The sequence below is a fragment of the Nitrosovibrio sp. Nv17 genome (assembly GCF_900119085.1).
In the GTDB taxonomy this organism is placed as follows: Bacteria; Pseudomonadota; Gammaproteobacteria; order Burkholderiales; family Nitrosomonadaceae; genus Nitrosospira.
The window spans coordinates 221078-244341 of record NZ_FPIQ01000001.1 but is presented as its reverse complement, the minus strand read 5'-3'; the positions used below and the strand labels follow the sequence as shown (position 1 = coordinate 244341).

Sequence of the window (23264 nt, the reverse complement as noted above, 5' to 3'; positions counted from 1 at the left end):
GAGTCAGGCTTTGCGCAGCAGGGCATAGAAGAAGCCGTCATGGCGGGAGTCGGGCAGCAACTGCCCGTCCATCGCTCCGATCCGGGACAATGGCAGCAGCCGGGCATCCGGATGTCCTTGCATGAAGCGCTCGATCTGAACCAGGTTCTCTTCGGGAAATACCGAGCAGGTGGCGTAGAGCAATTTCCCCCCCCTGGCGAGCAGCGGCCACAAGGCCTCCAGTATCATCCCCTGCCTTGTTCCGAAGCGGGGAAGATCACCGGGACGCCGCAACCACTTGATGTCCGGGTGGCGGCGCACCACGCCCGAAGCGGAGCAGGGGACGTCGGCCAGAATACGATCGAAGTGCCGGCCGTCCCACCACTGCGCCGGGCTTGCGGCGTCTCCGTGGACCACACGCCGTGCGTCCAGCCCCAGGCGCGCCAGATTCTGGACGATGCGCGCAATCCGGTCACAGTCGCTGTCGAGCGCGGTCAATTCCAGGTTCGCCAGCTCCAGCAGATGGGCGCTCTTGCCCCCCGGTGCGGCGCACGCATCCAGAACGCGCATGCCGTCGCGCGCGTCCAGCAGGTGGGCGGCAAGCTGGGCGCCCGCATCCTGCACCGACACCCATCCACGTGAAAATCCAGGCAGCCTGTCCACCGCGACCGGCCGCGCCAGCATGAGGGCGTCATCCCATAGATGCTGCGCCTGCATGCCTTCCTGCTCGAGGCATGCCGCGTATTCCGCCACCCCGATTCTGCGCCGGTTGACCCTCAGTGTCATGGGAGGACGCTGGTTACCGATCTCCAGTATCGTTCGATAGCGCTGCGGATAGTCTGCGCGCAATCGGTCCATCCACCATTGCGGATGCGAATACCGGCCCATCTCGGTGCCGGCCGCACGCGTCAGAAAATGGGCCCGTCGGCGCTCGAAGTTGCGCAGCACCGCATTGACCAGCCCCTGAGCGCCCGTGTTGCCGTTCAAGGCCCGCACCGACGTCACCGCGTGATCGACGATGGCATGCGCCGGGGCCCTGCTGTATTCCAGCTGGTACAACCCCACCAGCAGCAGGTGACGCACGCTTCCATTCCGGATCGGCTTGTTCAGCAGCAACGCCAGCAATCCGTCGAGCAGGCCATAGAAGCGCAACACGCCGTAGCTCAGGTCCTGGATGGCGCCGCGTTGCTGGCCGGACAGGTCCGAGCGTGCCCGCCACAATTCCTGCAGCACGTCCGTCAGAGCCGCGCCCGCCAGCACCTTGCCGACCATCCTGGCGGCCAGGCACTGGGCTTCGATCATCCCGCCATCCATGCGGCCCGAACCGCACAGGCGAGTGCCTTCCTTCGTCTTCACCGGACGGGTGAAGGGGCTGCCGGGCCGGGAGCGATCGTGCCATCGACCGGCGTCGCCCGGATCAGCCATCATGCCCGGATTCGAAGCGATCGCCCGGCGCGAGCGCGTGCCCGGCAAGAAACTCCGCCACGCTCATTCTCTTCCCGCCGGACTTCTGCACCACTTTCAGAACCATCCCTCCCCTGCCGCACGCCACCAGGACGCCGCCCCGTCCAGCATCGACCACTTCCCCCGGCCTGCCGGAGATGCTTCCAACGACGTCCGCCCGCCATATCTTCAGGAGCACTCCGTGAATGCGGGTGTATGCCCCCGGACGGGGATTGAACGCCCGCACGGCGCGACCGGCCTGCTCCGCATCGGATCTCCAGTCGATACGGGCCTCGTGCTTTTCCAGTTTGGGAGCGTAGATCGCCGCGGCCTCGTCCTGCACGACCCCGTGTATCGTGCCGGCCTGCAACTGCGCCAGCGTCTCCACGATGCAGCGGGCTCCCGCGGATGCCAGCCTGTCGTGCAGCGTCTGCGCCGTATCGTCCGGCAGAATCGCGACGGGGTGCTGCAGCAGGATCGCGCCCGTATCCATGCCGCGATCCATCTGCATGATGCTGATTCCGGTATCCCGGTCGCCCGCCAGGATCGCGCGCTGGATCGGGGCCGCCCCGCGCCAGCGGGGCAGGAGCGACGCGTGGATGTTGAGGCAGCCGAGGCGGGGGATGCCCAGCACCGACTCGGGCAGGATCAACCCGTACGCGGCCACCACCATCACATCAGCATCGATCCTCGTGAGCAGGGCGTGCAGTTCCGGCTGCCTCAGCGAAGAGGGCTGCAGAAGGTCGAATCCATGACGCTCGGCCGCGAGCCGGACTGCGCTGGCGGCTGGTTTCATGCCCCGGCCCGCGGGGCGGTCCGGCTGGGTCAGCACCAGTGCGATCTCGTGCCCCGCATCCGCCAGCGTTTCCAGCGCAGGCACGGCGAACGGCGGGGTACCCGCAAAAATGATCTTCATGGCAAGACGGCGCCGTCAAGTCGATGGAAGGGAAACCCTGCAGAACAGGATCTGCGCACCGAAGGCATGAATGCACGTCCCCGGCACCGGCGACATCAGGCCGGATCGGCGCGCCCCCACATACCACGCTGGTGCGATGTCATGCCGCAACCTTGCGCCGTTGTTTCCTTAATCTGGCCTGCACCCGCTCCTGCTTCATCCTCGACCAGTATTCGACGAATACCCTGCCTTCCAGATGATCCATCTCATGCTGTATGCATACCGCGAACAGGCCCTCGGCGTCGAGGACGAACGGCGCACCTTCACGATTCCAGGCTTCCACCGTGATGCGTTCCGCACGCGTCACCTTCCCGAATATGCCCGGCAGCGAGAGGCAGCCTTCCTCGTAGTCGGATTCGCCGCTGCGGGCGACGATGCGCGGGTTGATCAGCACCTGCAGCCGGTCACGGCTATCCGAGGTGTCGACGATGACGATGCGCTTGTGCACGTCGACCTGTGTGGCCGCCAGGCCGATTCCCGGCGCGGCGTACATGGTCTCCGCCATGTCGTCCACCAGCGCCCGGATTTCCGGAGTCACCGCAGATACCGGCTCCGCCACGGTATGCAGCCGCTCGTCAGGGTATTGCAGTATTTTCAGGCGCGCCATAAAAAACTTGCACGTTTACCGTTCTAAATGCAGAATTCAGGCCGAGTCCTCATCGGTACGATCATTTGACCCGTATTACAGGATCCCGTTCATGGCCTTCGCTCCCGCGATCTTCCGCGCATAGATCCATTATATCCCGATTTTGGCCGGGAACTTCTTGAGTTCGCCCACCCTCACTCGCAACGAATCCTTCCGCACAGCGCGCGGCCGTGGCCCGGAAGAGCGGGTGCCAGCCTCCGGGCAGTGGCTCGTGCGCTGCGCCCGGCCGGCATGAAACCGATGGACGATATCGAATCCTGGTTGGCGCTTGGCCTGATCGACGGCTTGGGCGACGAATCGATACGGCGGCTGCTGGTCACCTTCGGCAGCCCGGAGGCCGTACTTTCCGCCGGACCCGCCGAGTTGGAGCGCGTGGTGAAAAGGAAAGCGGCGGCGGCCGTCGGCCGGGGCGCGGACCCGGCGCGGGTCAAGGCAGCGCTCGCCTGGCTGGAGGATCCCCTCAATACGCTCATGACGCTGGCGGATCCCGACTATCCGTCCCTGCTGCTCCATATCGCCGATCCTCCTCCGTTGCTGTACCTCAAGGGCAGGCGTGAACTGCTGGGTACCCCGGCACTGGCCGTGGTCGGCAGCCGCAATGCCACCCCGCAGGGGCTCTCCAACGCGGAAGCCTTCGCCAGGGCTGCAAGCGATGCCGGACTGTGCATCGTGAGCGGTCTGGCACTGGGCGTGGATGCCGCCGCCCACCGTGGCGGTCTGGGCGGAATATCCGCCAGCATCGCGGTCGTGGGCACTGGGCTGGACATCGTCTATCCCGCCCGCAATCGGGAGCTTGCCCATGAACTGGCGCAGCGGGGGCTGCTGGTCTCGGAGTTCCCGCTCGGCACCCCGGCCGTGGGCAGCAATTTCCCGCGTCGCAACCGTACGATCAGCGGCATCAGCCGGGGCTGTCTGGTGGTGGAAGCCGCCCTGCAGAGCGGCTCCCTCATCACCGCCCGGCTGGCGCTGGATCAGGGACGGGACGTGTTCGCCATCCCCGGCTCGATCCACTCCCCGCTGTCGAAGGGATGCCATGCGCTCATCAAGCAGGGCGCGAAGCTGGTCGAAAGCGCCGGGGACATCCTGGATGAACTGGGGCATGCCCCGGCGGGACACGCGAGCGGCGATGCAGCGGCGACGCCGCCAGCAGCCTCGCCGCTGCTGGCGTACCTGGGCTACGACCCCACCAGTATCGATATACTGTGCAGCCGCAGCGGCTTGACGCCGGAAACCGTATCAGCGATGCTATTGCCGCTCGAACTGGGCGGCATGGTCGCCGCATTGCCTGGCGGATACTACCAGCGGCTGCGTTGACCCGCCGGCGGACAGGCCGCCCGGTATCCGTGCAACATTCACAGGAGCTTCATGGGAAAAACCCTGATCATCGCCGAGAAACCGTCCGTCGCCGCCGACATCGCGCGCGCGCTGGGAGGATTCACCAAGCATACCGATTATTTCGAGAACGACGAGTATGTCCTGTCGTCAGCCATCGGCCATCTGCTCGAACTGGCGGTCCCCGAACAATACGAGGTCAAGCGCGGAAAATGGAGCTTCACCAACCTGCCGGTCATCCCGCCCTATTTCGACCTCAATCCCATCGAAAAAACGGCTCCGCGCCTGAAGCTCCTGACGAGACTCATCAAGCGCAAGGACGTGACCGCTCTGATCAACGCCTGTGATGCAGGCCGCGAGGGCGAACTGATCTTCCGTTACATCGAACGGCACACCGGCACCCGGAAACCGGTCAAGCGGCTCTGGCTGCAGTCGATGACCCCAGCCTCGATACGGGAGGGATTCGTCCGGCTGCTCGACGACGACGCCGTCCAGCCGCTGGCGGAAGCGGCCGTCAGCCGCTCGGAGGCGGACTGGCTGGTGGGCATCAATGGCACCCGTGCCATGACCGCCTTCAATTCCCAGGAAGGAGGGTTCCACAAGACCACCGTGGGAAGGGTGCAGACCCCGACCCTGGCGATCCTGATCGAACGCGAGGATGCGATTAGGAAATTCGTGCCCCGGAACTACTGGGAGGTGCATGGCACCTTTGCCGCCTCGTCAGGAGCCTATTCCGGACGCTGGTTCGACGAGAAATTCTCCAGGAACAAGAAGGATTCCGAACAGAAAGCCGAGCGCCTGTGGGAGTCCGGCCGCGCCGAAGCGATACGGACCCGATGTCAGGGGAAGCTCGGCAGCGTCACCGAGGAAAGCAAACCGGCCACGGAAGTCTGCCCGCTGCTGTACGACCTGACCAGCCTGCAGCGTGATGCCAATGGCCGCTTCGGGTTTTCTGCCAAGACCACCCTGGGACTGGCGCAGGCACTGTACGAGAAGCACAAGGCACTGACCTATCCACGCACGGATTCGCGCGCCTTGCCCGAAGACTACATCGGCACCGTCCGCGAGATTCTCGCCGCGCTGGAGCCCACTCGCTACGGATCCTTTGCCGCCGGAATCCTGCAGGCGAACTGGGTCCGGCCCAACAAGCGCATCTTCAACAATGCCAAGATATCCGATCACTTCGCCATCATTCCGACCTCCATCGAACCCAAAAGCCTGAACGACGCGGAAGCGAAACTGTATGACCTCGTCGTCAAGCGCTTCCTGGCCATCTTTCATCCCGCTGCGGAGTTTCTCGTCACGACCCGCATCACCCGCGTGGAAGGCGAGCCGTTCAAGACCGAGGGCAAGGTGATGGTACACCCCGGATGGCAGGCCGTGTACGGCAAGGAAGCACAGGAAGGCACCGCGGCCACCCTGGTCGCGGTACAGCAGGGCGAGCAGGTGCTGGCCACCGAAGTCCAGGTCGTCGCCAGCAGCACGCGGCCGCCGGCGCGGTTCAACGAGGCCACCCTGCTCTCGGCCATGGAGGGCGCCGGCAAGCTGGTGGAGGATGAGGAACTCAGGGAGGCCATGAGCGCAAAGGGTCTGGGCACCCCCGCCACCCGGGCGGCGATCATCGAGGGCCTGGTACTGGAAAACTACATGCAGCGCGTGGGACGGGAACTGCATCCGACGGCCAAGGCGTTTTCGCTGATCACGCTGCTGCGCGGCCTGAACGTTCCCGAGTTGACCTCGCCCGAATTGACGGGCGACTGGGAATTCAAGCTGCGCCAGATCGAGCAGGGCAGGCTCGAGCGCGACCGCTTCATGCAGGAGATCGCGGGCATGACGAGCCGGATGGTGGCGCAGGCGAAGAATCATTGCGGCAAGACCATTGACGGGGATTTCTCCACGCTCCGGTCACCCTGCCCCCGGTGTGGAGGTATCGTGCAGGAGACCTATAAGAAATTCCAGTGCCAGGCGTGCGATTTCGCGCTGTGGAAGATCCTGGCGGGGCGCCAGTTCGAAACCGAGGAAATGGAACAACTGATCACCCGGCGCGAAGTGGGCCCGCTCCAGGGGTTTCGCAGCAAGATGGGGCGCTCCTTCAACGCCAACATCAAGCTGACCGACGAATTCGAGATGAAGTTCGACTTCGGCGACGATAACGCGGAAGGCGCGGCCGTCGTCGACTTTTCCGGCCAGGAGGCGCTGGGGCAGTGCCCACGCTGCGGCGGTCGCGTATTCGACCACGGGATGGGCTACACCTGCGAGAAGGCGGTAGGGGCGGGGCGCACCTGCCAGTTCAGGATCGGCAAGATCATCCTTGCGCGGCCGCTCGAGCGCGAACAGGTCGAGAAGCTGCTGCGCACCGGAAAAACCGATCTGCTGCAGAAATTCATCTCCAAGAAGGGCAGGCCGTTCTCGGCCTACCTGGTGGCAGGAACGGATGGAAAGGTGGGATTCGAATTCGAGCCGAGACAGCCGAAGACCATTGGACCTGCCTCCCGTCCCAAGGGAGGAACATCGAAATCCAGGGTGCCTGCGGCAGGAAAGTGAGGAGCGGGTGAGGGCCTGCCTTCCGCATCACTCAACCGCCGCACGACGCGGCGGTTGCATGGGGGCAGGTCATGCGGATGATGCCTGATGCTTCTCGATGTAGGAAACGATGTCGCCGACACTGGTGAATCCCTTCGCCTCCTCGCTGTCGAAACTGATCCCGAAGGTATCCTCGGCATCGAACAGCAGTTGTATGGTATCCATGGAATCGAGCCCCAGGTCCTCGAACTTCGAGGACCGGTCGATGACGGCCGCGTCCAGATTCTCCACCTTGGTCGAGATGAACTGTATGACTTTCGTTTCGATATCCGCTGTATCCATGTTCGATCCATTCCTTCATTCAAGTGTTGTGAAGACGATGCTTGCGTTGCTGCCGCCGAATCCGAACGCGTTGCAAAGACCGTTGCGGGGATTCCTTTGCTGCGCGGAATTGGGCGTGTAGTCGAGATCGCATTCCGGGTCGGGCTCGTCGAGGTTGATGGTGGGGTGTATCGTACCGCTGTGGAGCGCCATCACCGTGGCGATGCTGCCGATGGCAGCCGATGCACCGATGGAGTGCCCGACCATGGATTTGGTGGCATTGATGGCGATCTCGCGCGACCGGCTTCCGAACAGGTGCTTGATGGCGCGGGTCTCCACGACATCCCCGAGCGGCGTCGAGGTGGCATGCGCATTGATGTGCTCGACGGCGTCGGGACCCATTCCGGCGTCTTCGATGGCCGCGCGCATCGCCGTGACCTGGCCCTCCATGTCCGGCATGACGATATGCACCGCGTCGCATGCCTGGCCGTAACCGGCCAGGCATGCGTACATTTTTGCTCCCCTCCGCACAGCCTCGTCTTCTCTCTCCAGGATCAGGATGCCGGCCCCCTCCGCCATGACAAATCCGTCGCGGCCCTTTGCGAAGGGCCGGGATGCCCGCGCCGGCTCCGTGTTGAATCCGGTGGTCAGGGCATGCAGCACCTCGAAGCCGGTCATGGTCAGGGGCAGCACACAGCCCTCGGCGCCGCCCGCAATCACGGCATCCGCCCGTCCTGTCCTCAGAAGATCAAGAGCCATGCCGATGGCATTGGCACCGGAGGAGCACGCCGTGCTGCAGGTCAGGTTCACGCCCTTGAACTTGTGCCGGATGGCGATCCAGGCTGCCGCGGAATTCGCCATGGTGCGGGGCACCGTGAACGGCGGTATGGGTTGGTCGCGGAACTTGCGCAGGGCCGAGGATTCGAAGGTGGAAAATCCGCCCATCCCCGAGCCGACGCTCACGGCCAGGCGTTGCGGCGCGTATGCGTCGAGCCCCCCCGCGTCCTCCAGTGCCAGATCCGTGGCCAGCAGCGCCAATTGGGTAAATCGATCCGTCTGGTCCAAATACTTGGGCGTCAGGAACGCGGCCGGATCGAACCCCGGCACCTCCCCCGCCACCCGGGAACGCTGGCCGGATGCGTTGAAAGCGGTGATCGACCGGATACCGCTGACTCCGGCGACAGCTGCCTCCCAGAACCGCTCCACGCCCACTCCGATCGGCGAGACGACCCCCATGCCTGTCACGACTACCCGCATACGCGACAGGGGGGAGCGATCCGGTTGAGGTCTATCCGTACGGTCGTCACGTCACGCAGATGGGAATGGGGCTCTGGCAATCCGGAAATCGTCACAGCCGGTCCGGACTTATTGTGCGTTGAACATCATGGGGAACAGGTATCTCGCAATTCCGCCCATGATCCAGATGATCAGCAACAGGCTGCCTATGATGGCCACCCCTTCGATGAGGGTCGACAGCAGCATGGCACCCATGCTGTCGAATTCCTGCTGCCCCGTTTCATTGCGACGATGGCTGCGGCGATTCTTTACCCAGAGCTGCAGCATGAACACGACCGGAATCAGGGCAAGGGAGATGATCAGGTTATATTCAGCGGTATCCATGGTTCCTTCCATAAAATTTTCCGATTCTGCTGCTCTTTTTTGCCTCCGGTATCCGGCTGGCCATCCCGGTGGATGATAGAATCGCACCCGATCATGGATGCCTGCCCCCGCCCTCTGCCCGCCACCCCGAGCAACACCGGGAAACCGGTGATCGGTTCCCGGATTTCCGCCCTTCGAGCGGTCATTATAATAGCACACCACTCGGTTCACCATCGGCATGGCGTCCATCATGGGACAGGGTAGAACGGGTGGCGGGAATGATGCGAAAAGGATGATGCATCACTACGATGGTCGGAGTCGATCGGGCTTTCGGGCGGATGCCCGGTTGGAAGCCTTGCCGCCTCGCGGACGGCTCAGGAGCGGAAGGTACGCCTCCGGCATCCGCGCTTCACATGGGTGAGCCATCCGGCGGGCTTCCCGAGGGCGCCGTCGCGGTGCGGCCGGTGACCGGTCGACACGGGATGAAGGCGTTCATCGACGTTCCCTGGCGCATCTACGCGGACGATCCGATGTGGGTGCCCCCACTGCGCCTGGAACGGCGCTTCCACTTCTCCCGATTCAACCCGTTCTTCAGGCATGGGGAATGGCAGGCATGGGTGGCGTACCGGGATGGACAGCCGGCAGGCAGGATCAGCGCGCAGATCGACCGGTTGCACCGTCAGCGCTACGGCGGGGATACAGGCCATTTCGGCCTGCTGGAGGGTATCGAGGACGTGGAAGTGTTCGCGGCGCTGCTGAGGGTCGCCGAGACATGGCTGACTGCACGGGATACCCGCCGTGTCAGCGGCCCGTTCAATCTATCCATCAATCAGGAATGCGGCGTTCTGGTGGACGGCTACGAAACCCCGCCCATGGTCATGATGCCGCATTCCCGCCCCTGGTACGGCAGGCTGCTCGAGGCGCAGGGCTACCGGGGCCAGAAGGATCTGCTGGCTTACTGGGTGGAAACCGATCGCGAACTGACCAGACTGATGCGTGCCGTGATCGAGCGATTCGCGGGGCAGATACGACTGAGAACGCTGCGGCGTGGCAGATTTGCCGAGGAAATGGGCATACTGCGTGATATATTCAACGATGCGTGGTCGGAAAACTGGGGCTTCGTCCCCTTCACCGAGGCCGAGTTCGCCGAACTGGGCAGCAGCCTGCGCCTGCTCGTACCCGATGAATTCATCCGGATCGCCGAGGTGGATGGCATGCCGGCGGCATTCATGGCGGGATTGCCCAATCTCAACGAGATTTTCGCGAAGCTCGACGGCCGCCTGTTTCCGCTGGGCTGGGCGCACATGATCCGATCCCTCAGGTCCGGGAGTGTCCGTACCGGCCGAATACCTCTGATGGGCGTGCGCAAGCAATTCCAGAATTCCCCGCTGGGCATGGCGCTGGCGATCACGATGATCGATGCGCCCCGCCAGGCGGCGCTCTCCAGGGGAATACGGGCGGTCGAGCTGTCATGGATACTCGAGGACAATCTGCCGATGCGTGGCATTCTGGATCATCTGGGATGCCGGGAATACAAGCGCTACCGGATCTATGGAAAAACGCTGCCATGAACCGTTCCTGGAACTGCAAACGATGAATGCAGCGTCGCGATTCACCGCCATCGTGCTGGCAGCGGACCGTACCGGCCGTGACCCGGTGGCCACTGCAGCGGGCATGGCGTGCAAGGCGATCGTGCCGATCGCCGGCGTGCCGATGGTCATTCGCGTGCTCGATGCGCTGGAGGACAGCGGCGAGGTCGACGCCATCATACTCTGCGGCCCCCCCCCGTCCGCCATCGCCGACTGCCCGGAACTGGAACGGCGCATCGGGAGCGGGCGCGTCACCTGGGTGCCGAACCTGGATTCCCCCAGCCGCAGCGCCGACAGCGGACTCGCGCAGTGCGACGCAGATACGCCGGTCCTGCTGACGACGGCGGATCATGCGCTGCTTTCGCCCGCGATCGTGCGCCATTTCCTGCATGCGGCGCGACTGGCGCAGACCGACGCCGCGGTCGGCGTGGTCAGGCACGAGGATGTCGCCGCCGCATTCCCCGGCGTCGGGCGCACCGTCATACGCCTGGGCGACGGCGGAATCTGCGGCTGCAACCTGTACGCCTTCCTGAACCCGCGTGGCCGCGGCCTGGTTGCCTTCTGGCAGCAGGCCGAGGATCTGCGCAAGCAGCCCTGGCGGCTGATCGCGCAGGTCTTCGGCCTGCGCATGGTACTGTCCTACGTGCTGGGCAGGCTGACGCTCGGCAAGGCGCTGCATCGCGTCTCCGCCAGGACCGGCATCCGGGTACAGCCGGTGTTCCTGCCCTACCCCCAGGCTGGCATCGACGTCGACAAGGTCGAGGACATGCGGCTCGCAACATCCGTACTCGCAAGCACCGCACCGCCCGCCGATGGAGACAGGCAGATACGACCTGCCGCCAAGGCGGAAAATCCGCCGGCCGAGAAACGGTGACGGCACCGTGAAGATCGTCGAGCGCTACATCACGCGCGAGCTGATGACGCCGTTCACGGTGGTGATCGTCATCCTGGCGGCACTCTTTTCGAGCTTCAGCAGCGCCCGCTTCCTGGCGGGCGCGGTGACGGAATCGCTGGGGATGGCAGCCATGCTGAAACTCGTGCTGCTGAAGACGCTGATCGCCCTGGAAGTCCTGATGCCCATCGCCCTCTACGTTGCGATCGTCATGGGATTGGGCCGCCTGCACCGGGACCAGGAAATCAACGTACTGCGGTCCGCCGGCATCAGCGAGCATCGCATCGTCTACGCCGTACTCCTAGTGGCCATCCCGGTAGGGATCGTCAGCGGCGCGCTGTCGATCTTCGCACGCCCCTGGGCCTACGAGGAAAGCTATCTCCTGAATGCCCAGGCGGAAGCCGAGCTCAACATGGACCGCTTCCAGGCCGGACGCTTCTATGGCAGCGAAAGCAGCGGCAGGGTCGTCTATCTGCGCGCCAAGGACGACACGGGCAAGGAGATGGCGGAAGTATTTCACTACATCAGAAAGAATGGCGGCAGCGAGGTGATCGTGGCCAAGAGGGCCCTTTCGCGGGAACCGGCATCCGGTCAGCGGCCCCAGATTCACCTATTCGACGGCGCTTCCTACCGGCTGACGCATGCCGCCCCGGGAGACACCGCCACCCGCTTCGAGAAGCTGGTATATTTCACCGACAGCGGCAATGCCCTGGACTACAAGCGCAAAGCCGCCACGACCGCAACGCTGCAGGCATCCGACGAACCGCGCGATATCGCAGAATTCCAGTGGCGGCTGTCGCGTCCGCTGGCTACCGTCCTGCTGGCGCTGATCGCCGTACCGTTCAGCCGCGGGTCGCCACGGCAGGACAAGAATGAAAAAACCTACTATGCTGCGGCGCTGGTCTTCGCGATCTACTACATCCTCAGCGGGCTGGCCCAGACATGGGTCGAACAGGGCACCATCGGCAGGTTTCCCGGCGTCTGGTGGCTCTATCTGCTGATGACTGCAATCGCCCTCGCACTACTTTCCCCCGGCTATCGGTGGAAGCAGGCCTTGCGTCGATGACGGTCGCCTATCGCTACCTGGCCCTGCAGGTGCTGCTGGGGCTGTGCATCGCGACCGCCATCCTGCTGCCGCTGTTCGGCTTCCTGGATCTACTGGACCAGCTCGACGACGTCGGCAAGGGCACCTACCGCGTCCCGGACGCATTCATGCACACCGCATTGCTGCTGCCGCGCCGATTCGTGCAGCTGGCTCCATTCATCGCGCTGCTGGGCAACGTGATCGCGCTGGGACGGCTGGCAGTCAGCTCGGAGTTGACGGCGCTGCGGGTGGCAGGCGTTTCTCCCCTGCACATCAGCCTCGCGCCGCTGGGCATCGGGCTGGCGCTCCTGCTGGGTATCGCGATACTGGAGCAATTCGTGGCGCCGCAGCTGCAGCAGCAGGCGATATCCTCCCGTGCGGCGGCACTCGACAAAAGTACCGCACTTGGCAGAAACCTGGGAATCTGGACCCGCGACGAGCACAATATCCTGCGAATCGGCGAGATGCTGCATGCGAAGAAAGCCGTGGACATCGAGATCCTGCACTTCGACGACGCGGGCCTGCTCGCCACCCATATCTACGCCCGGCATGCGGACCTCGTCGCCGACGACCTGTGGAAGCTCGACGACGTCACCATCAAGACCTTCTCGGCGCAGCGTATAGAAACCGCACACAGCGCGTCGATGGACTGGAAATCCTTTCTGAATCCCGATGATATCTCCACCCTGACCAAGTCGCCCGAGAGCCTCTCGCCCGTCGAGCTGTTCCTGCACGTCCGCTTCCTGCGCGCCACGGGTCAGGAAGCGGATGCCTACGCGCTGGCCCTGTGGCGCAAGGTGGGCGGCGCGCTGACGACCATCGCGATGCTGCTCCTGTCCATACCTTTCGTGTTCGGATCGGTCCGCACGGGTCTCGGCAGCAAGCTGGTATTGGCGGCGATACTCGGGATCAGCGTCTACCTGCTGGACCAGATCATCGCGAACGCGGGATTGCTGCTGCGCCTGAATCCGGCGTTCACCGCGCTCTTCCCGGGGCTGATGCTCATCGTCCTGGCCGGCGTCTGGCTGCGGCGGATCATCTAGCCCCCGGTCGACCGATCGCGCGAATGCCATGGCATAACGATGGAACCATCACACCTCGACAACCTGGAAGCCGGCACGGCGACCGTCGGTATCCTGTTCAACCCCTTGGGCGGACGCATACGCAAGCGCGAGCACTCGATCCGGGATGAACTGGAGCGGATTCCCCGTGCCATCTGCCGCCGGGCAAGCGACGCACCGGCCATCCGTGAGGCGATCGACGCGTTCCTGGTCGCGCGGGTCGACGTGCTGCTGGTGGTGGGTGGCGACGGCACGGTGCAGGCGACGCTGAGCCGCCTGTTCGAACAGCGGCCCGCCGAGGAATGGCCTGTGCTGGCAATCGTGCCGGGCGGCACGACCAACATGACCGCGCTCGATCTGGGCATGCACGGCAAGCCGGAGATGGTTCTGCGCGAACTGCGCACGCGGCTGTCGGCGCAGATCCCGCCCAGGCTGATGAAACGCCATATCCTGTGCATCGAACAGCCGGGCGCCGGCAAGATATACGGGATGTTCTTCGGGCTGGGCCTGATCGCCCGCGCCGTGATCTTCTCCCGGGGCAGCATCAAGCGGCTGGGCATCACGGGAGAAGGCTACTCGGCCCTCATCACCGTCGGATACTTTCTCGGCATCCTCCTCGGCCGCCGGAAGGGCGCCTGGGCACCGGCACATCTGTCTATCCGCCATGAGCAAGGCGAGTTCCTTCACGAAACCTGTCCGTTCCTGTTCGCCAGCACGCTCGATCGTCTGCTGTTCGGCATGCGCCCGTACTGGGGACGCGAGGCGGCGCCGCTGCACGTCACCTTCGTGCGCCAGCAATGCAGGCGTCCGCTGCGGGCCCTGTGGAGGGTGCTGGCGGGCCGCGGGGAAATCCTCCGCGAAGTGGAGGGCTACCACAGCTTCAACAGCGCAACGCTGGAACTCCTGGTGGACGACGACTACATCGTCGACGGCGAGTCCTACCGGGCCTCGAGCGCCCATGGGCCGCTGCGCGTCGGGGCGGCCGGGCCGGCCACCTTCCTGGGCATCGATGCGGGCACCCCGATGCCGTCTTCTCCGGTGCCCCCGTCGCCATGACGGCCGTCCATCCGCCAGCCGGTCTGATCGCGGAAATGGCCATCCTGAGCGCTCTGCCGGTGTCGGCGGATTTTCACGTGCTGGTGGAAGCGCTGAGGCAGCGTTTCGGCCCTGCCCTGGATGCGGTGCTGCTCTATGGATCCTGCCTGCGCGCCAGCGAGGTCGGCGAAGGGATCGCGGACTTCTATGTCATCGTGGACCGCTACGACCATGCCTATGGGCAGCGTCATCTGGCCTACCTGAACGCGATGCTGCCACCGAACGTCTTCTACCTGGAGGCGTGCCATCAGGGCAGAACGCTGCGCGCCAAGTACGCCGTGGTCTCGAGGACGCACTTCGAACAGGGCACCCGCGACTGGTTCCATCCCTATCTGTGGGCGCGCTTCGCCCAGCCCACGCGGCTGCTGTACGCACGTGACGACACGATCCGCGCCCGCGCCCACGTCTCCCTGGCAGAAGCGGTCATCGTCTTTCTCGAATCCATCCTTCCCATGCTGGAGGTTCCCGTGGTGAACGTGGAAACCCTCTGGACCCACGGACTGGGTCTGACCTATGCGGCGGAACTGAGGCCCGAGCGGACGACGCGCGCGCAGCAACTCGCCCGGCTCAATCTGGAGGATTATGCGCGCCTGACCGCTCGCGCCGTGCCCGGACTGGCGGGAAAGCTCGAAGAACTGCCGGACGGCAGGTATCGGCATCCGGCGGACGCCTCGGCCCGCCGGCGCTCGGCAAGGCGCTGGCGACTGCGGCGCTGGCAAGGCAAGATCCTGACCGTGCTGCGACTGGCCAAGGCCGCGTTCACCTTCGGCGACAGCATCGGCTACGCCGCATGGAAGATCGAACGCCATACCGGCGTGCACGTCGAGGTCACTCCCCTGCTGCGGCGGCATCCGCTGCTGTGGGGCCTCAAGGTGTCGTGGCGCCTGCTGCGGCGTGGCATCATGCGCTGAGGCTGAAATCGCTCAGCAGCCCCTCAGGTCCGGTACCACCTCCACCTCCGCCGGAAAGGGATTGGCGTCTCCTGGACGCACGCGCCCCAGGAATGCGATGCCGTGCTGCCTTGCACTTTCATAATCGATGAGCGCGTCCCCCACCATCAGGACCTGTTCGCGGGACAGGCCATGGCCAGCCAGAATCTCGCCCACCAGCGTCTGTTTCGGCGTCGGGGATCCGCGCACTCCCGTGAAATAGCCGGACAAGCCGCGGCGTGCCACGATCGCGTTGAGTTCGACCTCTGGCGTACCCGAAGCAATGAACAGGGGGATGCGCGCCGCCTCGCGGCGGATCAGCTCGTTCGCCCCCGGAACCGCCTCGCTTGCGATGACGGCCTCGACCACCAGTTCCGAGAAGCGCCGGTCCAGCTGACGTTCCTCGTCCGCGGTCAGCGGGGGCCGCTTCAGCAGGTGCTCCTGGAAGTAGTGGAACTTGCGGTAGCGTGACATGCCCCCGTGGAGGCGGTGATAGTGCATCACCGCCTCCACGACCGCCTGCCCGTGCGCACGGTACAGACTGCCGAAGGCCTGCGTCTTGATGTCGCCCGACTCGACCACCACGCCATCGAAATCGAAGATGATGGCCTGCCAGCGGCTCGCCCTCATGCCTTGTTGGCGGAGGCCAAGGGCGTGGCGCCGTCGTCGTCTCCGGAGTGATGCAGGGCCTGATGGATGTCTCCGAGGCAGTCGAGCAGTCCCTGGCCGAGGTCGACGTGCTCGTTCAGCACCAGCTTGCGGCCCACCCGGGGCTGGAATGCGTAGGGCGTCACCTCGTAGTGGTGCACGGCACTGCCCTCGTCGAAGTTCAGGGTGACCTCCCAGGGCATGATCTCCGATATCATCGTCATGACATCCCTGATGCGGAGCCGTTCCTGGCCTGTCAGGATCAGGTGGCGATTGGCGAATTCCGGTGCCAGCACCTGGACGCTCATGCGGGCGGCGTCCTCGACATGGATGTATTCGCGCAGCGCCTCGCCGGTTCCATGGTAGGTGATCGAACGTTGCGCCACGGCCTCGTGCAGCATGCGGTAGATGCCGTTGCGCGCATCCGCGCGCCTGCCGTACAGGGAACCGTAGCGCAGGATGCTGTAGTCCAGCCCGTAGCGCTCATGGTAGGTCTCGATGAAGCGCTCCGCCGCCTGCTTGCTTGCGCGGTAGAAAGAGCCCGACTCGGAATAGACGTAGATCGTGCTGGCGAAAACGAAGCGGCGTGCCTGGGCGAGGCGTGCCGCCTCGAGCGCGTGCATGTTGCCCAGCACATTGATGGTGGCGGTGGCGAGCGGCTTGTGGTGGGCCTCGTCGATGTCGGCGATCGCAGCGAAGTTGTAGACGACGTCTGCGCCGCGGGCCGCCTCCGCCACCTGGCCGAGATCCATGATATCGCCGATGATCATTTCCTGGTCGGATCTCTGGTAGCGCGACGGCACCCGGTCGAACAACCGCACCCGGTATCCGGCCGTGGACAGCGCGTCAGCAACGTGGCTCCCGAGAAAGCCGCTCGCGCCGTACACGATCGCGATCTCGTCAGCCATTTTTCAACAGGCCCGCCGCAACCAGCCCCTTGTGCAGGTTCTCGGCGGCCTCGATCTCCATGCGATGGCGCGCTTCCCGGGCGAGCGAGCCGACGTGCGAAGTCAGGATGGCATCACGGCAGCCGAGCAAAGGCCCGTGATAGGGTTCCTGCTCGAACACGTCGAGGGCGGCCGCCCCGATCTGGCCTGATGCCAGGGCCCGCGCCAGCGCCCCCTCGTCGACGAGGCCGCCGCGCGCCGTGTTGATGACCACGGCCCCCGGCTTCATGCGCCCCAGCGCCGCCTCGTTCACCAGGTGATGGGTGGCGGCATCGTAGGTCAGGTGCAGGCTCACGACGTCCGATTCCGTCAGGAGCCGGTCCAGCGGCACCAGATCCACACCCTGCGGCGCGGACGTCACATAGGAGTCGTGGGCCACGACCCTGGCGTCGAAGGCCTGGCACAACCGGGCGACGCGCCGCCCGACACGCCCCAGGCCGACGATGCCGACGGTCTGGGCGGCGAGCAGCCGTCCCTGGGTCCTGGGCCATGCGCCGGTCCGCAGCTCTCCATCGATCCGGCAGATGTGCCGCAAGGCAGCCAGCATCAGGCCCATGGCCAACTCGGCCACCGCCTGGGCCGGCGCCTCCGGCGTACTGAGCACGGTGACGCCATGGCGCTGTGCAGCTGCGAGATCGACGCTGTCCAGGCCGCTGCCGCAACGGGAAACGACCCTCAGGTTCCTCGCCGCCGCAAAGACGCGCTCCGTCAGGGGCTCGATGCCGGCGATCATGCCGATGGCCTCGCTGCCCAGCAGCTCGATCGCCTCGCTCTCGGTGAGCTTGCGCCGGTAGGGATTGCCGGTGACGCGCAGGCCCGCCTGCTGGAGATCCCGGATGTGCGGATTGTTGTCCACGTCGAACGAGGAGGTGGAAATGACGAGTGTGCTCATAGCGCGTCCCTTATGGTCTGCATGTGGCTGCGACACAGGGTGTCGAGGATGCGGATATCCAGACCGTAGCCGAGGAAGTTGAAGCCGGCGTCCACATGGCGGCGCAGAGCCTCCGGATCCGGTTCGACCACATGGATGCCGCCGGGTTTTGCCAGCCGCTGCCCCGCCTCGCGTACCCGCTCGACGGCGGACTCGACGTCCGGGTGGTCGAGTTCGCCGGGCCGGCCAAGCGAGCCGGACAGATCGTAAGGCCCGATGATGTAGGCGTCGACACCGGGTACGGACAAGATCGAATCGATGGCGTTGACGGCATCCACGTGCTCGATCATGACCACGATGACTGCATTATCCTCCAGCCAGTGACGGTATTGCTGGAAGCGCGCGCCGTAGCCCTGCGCGCGCGCCAGACCGACTCCCCGCCTGCCGCGCGGAGGATAGTAGACCGCATCGACCGCAGCCTGGGCATCGGCGGCGGTCCGCACCATGGGCACCATCACGCCCGCGGCGCCCGCATCCATCACCCGCTTGATCTGATCGGGGTGGTTCGATGTCAGCCGCACGATCGCCGGGCACTGCTGGCCGTCGAGCACCTGAATCAGCATCTGCACCTCGCTCAGTTCCAGGACGCTGTGCTCCGTATCCAGCACCAGCCAGTCGAATCCCGCCGCCGCCATGATCTCGGCGATCGCCGGATGTCCCAGCGTGATCCACGAGCCTATGGTCAGGGCGTTTCGGGTCAGTTTCGATTTGAGCTGCATGGAACTTCCCAGGTTCGAAGGAGTTTACGCCGCATCCGCGGAGGGCGGATGCGATTCAATAGGTGCCCAGCAGCGGGTCGGCACCCATCAATCCCGCAACGCGCGCCAGGTCGGCCGGCGTATCCACCGCCTGGGTATTGAAGGGCGTCTCCACCATCTTCACGCGATGGCCATGCTCCAGCAGCCGCAGCATGTCCACCGATTCCAGCCGCTCCAGCGGAGTGGATGGCAGACGGGTGAATTCGACCAGGGTTTCACGCCGGAACGGGATGATGCACACCTGCTTGTACGCATGCACCTGTGCGAAGTCGACGGTGGCAGGCAAGTTCGGAACAGGCTGGCGCGACATGTACAACGCATCGCCCTGTCGGTCCATGACCACCTTGATGGTGTTGACATCATGGAAATCGGCTGCGCTGCCGATGCGGTGCGCCAGATTGACGCAACCCAGCCGGTCGTCATGGCGGAACGGCTCCACCGCGGCATCGATCATCTCCGGGCGGGTCATCGGCTCGTCGCCCTGCACCATGACGACTAGGTCGGCGTCGAGTCCCGTGACTGCCTCCGCCACCCGGTCGCTGGCCCGCTCGTGCGTGTCGGAGGTCATGATGACCGGCGCGCCGAAACCTTCCGCCGCTTCCCGAATCTCCTCGTCGCAGGTAGCGATGTAGGTGGCATCGATGGCGCCACTGAGGGCCACCCGCCGGTAGACATGCTCCAGCATGGTCCGGCCCAGCAGGGGGGAAAGCGGTTTGCCCGGAAACCGGGATGAGCCCATGCGGGCGGGTATGACGGCAATCGTTCTCATTCGTGGCGTAATAAATCGTGGCACCTGCATCGCGGAGAAAAGCCGCCGCTCCCGTCATGGCCCGAGCCGGCATGACCGGAAGGGCGGGCATCGCCCGCTCCCCGGCCACTATCGTATCACCAGACAGGAGACTCCGCGAGGAAAACCGCGGAAACCGAATCCCGTACGGCGCATGCCGGGAAGGATGCGCGTCCTGCGCCGATGCCGTAAAGGGCATCGGGCGGATGCATTCCCGATGCGCGCGCATCGGGCGTGCCATGCTGGTCAACCCCTATCCGCGCGTGTACAATGACGCGCTTTTTCGCCGTTCACCGCTTATCCACCGACTCCCCGGCCACGGAAATCAGTGAATCCGGACTGGCCGGCTACGCGTACGCGAGAGATGGGCATTGGCATGAAGGCTCTTTTTTTTCTTCGCCACTACAACGATATCGATCACATGACCCCGGTAATCCACAAGTGGATCACCTCGGGCCACACGTGCGACATCGTCCTCATCGGCAACTCGCGCTTCCGCAACGACTATCGCATCGAATTCCTGCGCGGCCTGAAGGGGGTGCGCATGGCCTACATCGGCGACGTCCTGCCCCCCGTGGAGTTCATCGGCTGGTTCCTGCAGACGCTGATCCTGATCCGCAGCCTGAGGCGTCCGTTCATCGGCCCGATCATGGCGGCACTCGCCAAATGGTACGATGCCGGGCGAAGGGCGCCGCTGTGGCACAGCACCGCGCAACGCCTGCTGAAGCGCTGCTTTGGTGACGATGCCGCACCCGGGGGCGTAGTGGCGTTCGACTGGATCGAACGGAATTCTTCCATATGCGTGGAATGGGTCGAGATCGTGCTCTCCACGGCCCGCACCATGGGGCTGGGTGTGGTATCGCTCCCCCACGGCGACAGTCCGCATGCAAGCCAGCTGATCCGGCGCCGGGAGCTGCGCCTGGAACCCGATACCACCTTCTCCAATGCAGGAATATTCGACAAGGTGGTGGTGCCCAACGAACTGTGCTCGATACGGTTTCGCCCCTTCATGAACGACGACAAGCTGAAGGTTCTGGGATCCCCGCGCTACTGCGACGAATGGCTCGCCAAGGTGGCCGAACTGATGCCACCCTCGCCGCTGGCGCGCTCCGACAGCCGCCTCAAGGTCGTCCTGTTCCTGAGAAAAAGCAACTTCTCCACCTTCTGGGAGGAGGTCGGCGAGGTCGTGCGCATCGTTGCCGGTTTTCCCGGCGTGGAACTGGTCATCAAGCCGCATACCCGCGGCGGCTGGCAGCAGTCGCTGACCAAGAGCGCTTCCCTGCGGCGTCTCTCGAACGTGAGCGTGGCCGGCAGTATGCACTCCATCCATCTCATGAACTGGGCGGACGTGATCATAGATCTGGCCACCTCGGTCGTGTTCGAGGCGGTCCGCAAAAAGAAGCCGGTGCTGGCGGCAGACTACCTGCACGCGGGGCGCTCGGCGCTGGCCGAGTACCTGCCGGAGACGGAACTGCGCTGCCGGGATGACGTATACCGCCAGATCGAGCGGTTTCTGGCACAGGGCTGCGCCGACTTCTACGTCGAGGCGCACCATCAGCGCTTCGTGAAGGAAATGATCAACGCAGGAGAAGAAACGGATGTGCTATCCCGCTACGTGGCGCTGCTGGAGGAGCAGGTACGATCGCCTGCACGGGAAAGCCGGTCCGATACACACGAACACGACGCGACCCCCTACGCTGGATGACCATCGATCATTCGATGCAAACTGCCCCTTTCCCGAAACATAGCTGAGACGTGACGCCGGTTCCATCGTCGGCCATGCTCCCATTCCCGTCCATGTCGCCCATAGACGTGATCATTCCGGTCTACAATGCACCGGAGTTGACCCGGCGCTGCATCGACTCCGTACTGACCCACCTGGATTCCTCGATGGGACGCATCCATATCCAGGACGATGCCTCCGACGAGGACACGCGCGCAATGCTCGCTGAACTGCCGCAGGCGCGCATAGAGGTACATCGTGCCCTGGAAAACCGGGGATTCGGCGCATCGGTGAATGAGGCGATGCAGCGAACCGGCACCCCCTGCGTGCTGGTGCTCAACTCTGACGTCGAAATCAGCGCGGATATTCTGCCACCGTTGTACGCGGCGCTCGCAGCCGATGCGCGGTTGGCGGTCATCATCCCTGCCGGAAACGACTATGCCCGGTATGATCTGGAACGCTACTCGCGCACGCCCGGCGGCTATATTCCGACCCATCGCCTGCAGGGTCACGCGTTCCTGGTCCGGCGCGACGTCTTCCTGGAGCTTGGCGGCTTCGATCCGGCGTACGGACGCGGCTACTACGAGGATGTCGATCTCGGCCGGCGCCTGGATCGTCATGGCTGGCGCATCGGCGTGCATCCCGAAGTCCATGTGTACCATGCCGGGGGAGGTTCATTCGGACGCGGCCAGGCCTTCAGGGAGCTCGTGCGCCGCAACCGGAGCCTGTATTACGCACGCCACCCCGGTGCACGCCGCAATGTCCTGCTTCTCACCGGCCGCTCCGTTCCCGGGAGCTTGCCCCCGGCCCTCGTGGATGCGACCGAGGATGTATTCCACCAGGGAGGGTACATACACTGGCTCACGCCGGAATCCACTCAATCTCTTTCCTGCCTGCAGATGAGGCACGATCTCATCAGCCCGGGAGCGGTGGCGAAACTCGTGCTGCGAGGCTGGCGCAGCGACAAGCGTATTTCCGATATATGGATGGCTGCGGACGCACCGCGCCTGTTGCGCGCATTTCTCACGCTCTGGGGATACTGTCGAAATATCGAGGTACGCCTTTGGGAGAAACATGGCAGCTTGAAAAAATGAGCCTGGCTGGTTAAAAATGGGGTCAATCCCCGTGGAATCGTCGCCATCCGGTCGATGTCAGCACGATGATCAAGGATGGCGACGGAATGCAGGCGAGGAAGGCCACAGACCTTATGCGCGTGACGATTCTTGGATGTACCGGCGGTGTGGCGGCCGAACTGAGAACCACCTGCCTGATGCTGGACGAGGATGTGCTGGTCGACGCCGGTACCGGCGCGGGCGATCTGACGGTGGAGCAGATGCTGCGAATCGATACGGTATTCCTCACCCATGCCCATCTCGACCACGTGGCGCTGCTGCCGATGCTGGCCGACATGATCGGCCCGCGGCGAACGTTCCCCCTGCGGGTCCACGCCCTGCCCGAGACGATCGCCGTCCTCAGGCAGCACGTATTCAACTTCCGGCTCTGGCCCGACTACACCATTCTGCCTTCGCCGCAGCGGCCGTACATCGTGCTGGAGCCCATCACCGTGGGGCAGACGCTGGAACGGGGTGGGAAAAGAATCACAACCCTGCCGGTACGGCATGCGGTGCCCGCTGTGGCCTACCGGTTCGACAGCGGTGGCGCCAGCTTCGTCTTCAGCGGCGACACCACCTACCACGAACCATTCTGGGATGCGCTGAACGCGATTGCCAACCTGCGCTACCTGATGATCGAGGCGACCTTCCTCGACGACAATACCGCCGCTGCGACGGCTGCCGGCCACATGCGTCCGGAGTTGCTTGCCAGGGGGCTGCGGCGTCTCGATGAGCGGCTACGCGGACGGATGCGCCTGCTGATCACCCATATGGAACCTGGCAATGAAGAGACCATCATGGCGCAGATCCAGGCCACCGGTATCGGACTCGAGCCGGAGAGGCTGCACCGGGGGCAGGTATTCGAGTTCTAGACCGGCCGCCCGAGGCGGAACGCACGACCACATGCCCA

Annotated in this window: 22 protein-coding genes; 11 read left to right on the top strand and 11 right to left on the bottom strand. The window is 64.5% G+C overall.

The genetic code is table 11. The features are described from left to right. Positions 1-3: 3 nt before the first annotated feature. The 3 genes from rsmB to def all read right to left on the bottom strand — a co-directional run bounded on the left by rsmB (position 4) and on the right by def (position 2984). Positions 4-1281 carry a 16S rRNA (cytosine(967)-C(5))-methyltransferase RsmB gene (rsmB, locus tag BT108_RS01075; protein ID WP_072292816.1) on the bottom strand — a complete coding sequence of 426 codons (1278 nt, stop codon included), beginning with the start codon at positions 1279-1281 and terminating at the stop codon, positions 4-6. Between the two features lie 115 nt (positions 1282-1396). Next, positions 1397-2338 carry a methionyl-tRNA formyltransferase gene (gene fmt / locus BT108_RS01070; protein WP_072292684.1) on the bottom strand — a complete coding sequence of 314 codons (942 nt, stop codon included), beginning with the start codon at positions 2336-2338 and terminating at the stop codon, positions 1397-1399. Between the two features lie 139 nt (positions 2339-2477). Further along, complete coding sequence (gene def / locus BT108_RS01065) at positions 2478-2984, bottom strand: peptide deformylase (protein WP_072292683.1); 507 nt, start codon at positions 2982-2984, stop codon at positions 2478-2480. Between the two features lie 270 nt (positions 2985-3254). On the opposite strand from def, the gene dprA reads away from it, so the two are divergent. Together dprA and BT108_RS01055 are read left to right on the top strand one after the other, a co-directional pair. After that, entirely contained in the window at positions 3255-4337 is a 1083-nt protein-coding gene (gene dprA / locus BT108_RS01060) for a DNA-processing protein DprA (RefSeq protein ID WP_072292815.1), read from the top strand. Positions 4338-4388: 51 nt separating this feature from the next. Continuing rightward, complete coding sequence (locus BT108_RS01055; protein ID WP_072292682.1) at positions 4389-6899, top strand: DNA topoisomerase III; 2511 nt, start codon at positions 4389-4391, stop codon at positions 6897-6899. 69 nt (positions 6900-6968) lie between these two features. Here BT108_RS01055 and BT108_RS01050 read toward each other — a convergent pair whose 3' ends face one another. The 3 genes from BT108_RS01050 to BT108_RS01040 form a co-directional block, all read right to left on the bottom strand. Then, positions 6969-7220, bottom strand: coding sequence for an acyl carrier protein (locus BT108_RS01050; RefSeq protein WP_072292681.1), 252 nt, complete (start codon positions 7218-7220; stop codon positions 6969-6971). 15 nt (positions 7221-7235) lie between these two features. After that, entirely contained in the window at positions 7236-8456 is a 1221-nt protein-coding gene (locus BT108_RS01045; protein ID WP_072292680.1) for a beta-ketoacyl-[acyl-carrier-protein] synthase family protein, read from the bottom strand. A 108-nt stretch (positions 8457-8564) separates the two neighbouring features. Further along, on the bottom strand, positions 8565-8819 hold the full coding sequence (locus BT108_RS01040) for a hypothetical protein (RefSeq protein WP_072292814.1): 255 nt from the start codon (positions 8817-8819) through the stop codon (positions 8565-8567). 392 nt (positions 8820-9211) lie between these two features. Between BT108_RS01040 and BT108_RS01035 the strand changes: the two genes are divergently transcribed. The 6 genes from BT108_RS01035 to BT108_RS14040 are packed head-to-tail and all read left to right on the top strand — an operon-like array spanning position 9212 to position 15430. Further along, the gene (locus BT108_RS01035; RefSeq protein WP_072292679.1) at positions 9212-10369 is read left to right on the top strand and encodes an N-acetyltransferase; all 1158 of its coding nucleotides are present in this window, start codon (positions 9212-9214) and stop codon (positions 10367-10369) included. Positions 10370-10391: 22 nt separating this feature from the next. Then, positions 10392-11261 (top strand): nucleotidyltransferase family protein, encoded by an 870-nt coding sequence (locus BT108_RS01030; protein ID WP_083566086.1) that lies wholly within the window; start codon positions 10392-10394, stop codon positions 11259-11261. Positions 11262-11268: 7 nt separating this feature from the next. Then, positions 11269-12345 (top strand): LPS export ABC transporter permease LptF, encoded by a 1077-nt coding sequence (gene lptF, locus BT108_RS01025; protein WP_072292678.1) that lies wholly within the window; start codon positions 11269-11271, stop codon positions 12343-12345. Continuing rightward, positions 12342-13406: an LPS export ABC transporter permease LptG gene (gene lptG / locus BT108_RS01020; protein WP_072292677.1), complete on the top strand. Its 1065-nt coding sequence runs from the start codon at positions 12342-12344 to the stop codon at positions 13404-13406. The genes lptF and lptG overlap by 4 nt, the downstream gene beginning before the upstream one ends. 39 nt (positions 13407-13445) lie before the next feature. Then, a complete protein-coding gene (locus BT108_RS14045) occupies positions 13446-14480 on the top strand; it encodes a diacylglycerol/lipid kinase family protein (RefSeq protein WP_072292676.1) in 1035 nt (344 codons plus the stop codon). After that, positions 14477-15430, top strand: coding sequence for a hypothetical protein (locus tag BT108_RS14040; RefSeq protein WP_072292675.1), 954 nt, complete (start codon positions 14477-14479; stop codon positions 15428-15430). The genes BT108_RS14045 and BT108_RS14040 overlap by 4 nt, the downstream gene beginning before the upstream one ends. Before the next feature lie 12 nt (positions 15431-15442). On the opposite strand, the gene BT108_RS01005 is transcribed toward BT108_RS14040, so the two are convergent. Genes BT108_RS01005 through BT108_RS00985 form a run of 5 tightly spaced genes read right to left on the bottom strand, consistent with a single transcriptional unit; the run spans position 15443 to position 19501 of the window. Beyond that, a complete protein-coding gene (locus BT108_RS01005) occupies positions 15443-16078 on the bottom strand; it encodes an HAD family hydrolase (protein WP_072292674.1) in 636 nt (211 codons plus the stop codon). Further along, a complete protein-coding gene (locus BT108_RS01000; RefSeq protein WP_072292673.1) occupies positions 16075-17004 on the bottom strand; it encodes an NAD-dependent epimerase/dehydratase family protein in 930 nt (309 codons plus the stop codon). The genes BT108_RS01005 and BT108_RS01000 overlap by 4 nt, the downstream gene beginning before the upstream one ends. After that, positions 16997-17935: a phosphoglycerate dehydrogenase gene (locus BT108_RS00995; protein WP_072292672.1), complete on the bottom strand. Its 939-nt coding sequence runs from the start codon at positions 17933-17935 to the stop codon at positions 16997-16999. The genes BT108_RS01000 and BT108_RS00995 overlap by 8 nt, the downstream gene beginning before the upstream one ends. Beyond that, a complete protein-coding gene (locus BT108_RS00990; protein ID WP_072292671.1) occupies positions 17932-18693 on the bottom strand; it encodes an HpcH/HpaI aldolase family protein in 762 nt (253 codons plus the stop codon). Before BT108_RS00990 ends, BT108_RS00995 begins: the two co-directional genes overlap by 4 nt. A 55-nt stretch (positions 18694-18748) precedes the next feature. After that, complete coding sequence (locus tag BT108_RS00985) at positions 18749-19501, bottom strand: 3-deoxy-manno-octulosonate cytidylyltransferase (RefSeq protein ID WP_072292670.1); 753 nt, start codon at positions 19499-19501, stop codon at positions 18749-18751. A gap of 394 nt (positions 19502-19895) precedes the next feature. Here BT108_RS00985 and BT108_RS00980 point away from each other — a divergent pair, with 394 nt between their 5' ends. From BT108_RS00980 to BT108_RS00970, 3 genes are all read left to right on the top strand, one after another. Beyond that, positions 19896-21224, top strand: coding sequence for a hypothetical protein (locus BT108_RS00980; RefSeq protein WP_072292812.1), 1329 nt, complete (start codon positions 19896-19898; stop codon positions 21222-21224). Between the two features lie 92 nt (positions 21225-21316). Further along, entirely contained in the window at positions 21317-22336 is a 1020-nt protein-coding gene (locus tag BT108_RS00975; RefSeq protein ID WP_255369559.1) for a glycosyltransferase family 2 protein, read from the top strand. 86 nt (positions 22337-22422) lie between these two features. Further along, positions 22423-23226, top strand: a complete 804-nt coding sequence (locus BT108_RS00970) for a 3',5'-cyclic-nucleotide phosphodiesterase (RefSeq protein WP_255369558.1) — start codon at positions 22423-22425, stop codon at positions 23224-23226. Positions 23227-23264: the final 38 nt, after the last annotated feature.

What these genes read in the sequence shown, in the direction of transcription:
- BT108_RS01045 (WP_072292680.1), bottom strand. Translation starts at nt 8,456, where the DNA reads ATGCGGGTAGTCGTGACAGGCATGGGGGTCGTCTCGCCGATCGGAGTG.
- BT108_RS01040 (WP_072292814.1), bottom strand. Translation starts at nt 8,819, where the DNA reads ATGGATACCGCTGAATATAACCTGATCATCTCCCTTGCCCTGATTCCG.
- BT108_RS00995 (WP_072292672.1), bottom strand. Translation starts at nt 17,935, where the DNA reads ATGAGCACACTCGTCATTTCCACCTCCTCGTTCGACGTGGACAACAAT.
- BT108_RS01050 (WP_072292681.1), bottom strand. Translation starts at nt 7,220, where the DNA reads ATGGATACAGCGGATATCGAAACGAAAGTCATACAGTTCATCTCGACC.
- BT108_RS01035 (WP_072292679.1), top strand. Translation starts at nt 9,212, where the DNA reads ATGGGTGAGCCATCCGGCGGGCTTCCCGAGGGCGCCGTCGCGGTGCGG.
- BT108_RS01000 (WP_072292673.1), bottom strand. Translation starts at nt 17,004, where the DNA reads ATGGCTGACGAGATCGCGATCGTGTACGGCGCGAGCGGCTTTCTCGGG.
- BT108_RS14045 (WP_072292676.1), top strand. Translation starts at nt 13,446, where the DNA reads ATGGAACCATCACACCTCGACAACCTGGAAGCCGGCACGGCGACCGTC.
- BT108_RS01005 (WP_072292674.1), bottom strand. Translation starts at nt 16,078, where the DNA reads ATGAGGGCGAGCCGCTGGCAGGCCATCATCTTCGATTTCGATGGCGTG.
- lptG (WP_072292677.1), top strand. Translation starts at nt 12,342, where the DNA reads ATGACGGTCGCCTATCGCTACCTGGCCCTGCAGGTGCTGCTGGGGCTG.
- BT108_RS01055 (WP_072292682.1), top strand. Translation starts at nt 4,389, where the DNA reads ATGGGAAAAACCCTGATCATCGCCGAGAAACCGTCCGTCGCCGCCGAC.
- BT108_RS01030 (WP_083566086.1), top strand. Translation starts at nt 10,392, where the DNA reads ATGAATGCAGCGTCGCGATTCACCGCCATCGTGCTGGCAGCGGACCGT.
- BT108_RS14040 (WP_072292675.1), top strand. Translation starts at nt 14,477, where the DNA reads ATGACGGCCGTCCATCCGCCAGCCGGTCTGATCGCGGAAATGGCCATC.
- BT108_RS00985 (WP_072292670.1), bottom strand. Translation starts at nt 19,501, where the DNA reads ATGAGAACGATTGCCGTCATACCCGCCCGCATGGGCTCATCCCGGTTT.
- fmt (WP_072292684.1), bottom strand. Translation starts at nt 2,338, where the DNA reads ATGAAGATCATTTTTGCGGGTACCCCGCCGTTCGCCGTGCCTGCGCTG.
- def (WP_072292683.1), bottom strand. Translation starts at nt 2,984, where the DNA reads ATGGCGCGCCTGAAAATACTGCAATACCCTGACGAGCGGCTGCATACC.
- BT108_RS00980 (WP_072292812.1), top strand. Translation starts at nt 19,896, where the DNA reads ATGAAGGCTCTTTTTTTTCTTCGCCACTACAACGATATCGATCACATG.
- rsmB (WP_072292816.1), bottom strand. Translation starts at nt 1,281, where the DNA reads ATGATCGAAGCCCAGTGCCTGGCCGCCAGGATGGTCGGCAAGGTGCTG.
- BT108_RS00990 (WP_072292671.1), bottom strand. Translation starts at nt 18,693, where the DNA reads ATGCAGCTCAAATCGAAACTGACCCGAAACGCCCTGACCATAGGCTCG.
- BT108_RS00970 (WP_255369558.1), top strand. Translation starts at nt 22,423, where the DNA reads ATGCAGGCGAGGAAGGCCACAGACCTTATGCGCGTGACGATTCTTGGA.
- BT108_RS00975 (WP_255369559.1), top strand. Translation starts at nt 21,317, where the DNA reads ATGTCGCCCATAGACGTGATCATTCCGGTCTACAATGCACCGGAGTTG.
- dprA (WP_072292815.1), top strand. Translation starts at nt 3,255, where the DNA reads ATGAAACCGATGGACGATATCGAATCCTGGTTGGCGCTTGGCCTGATC.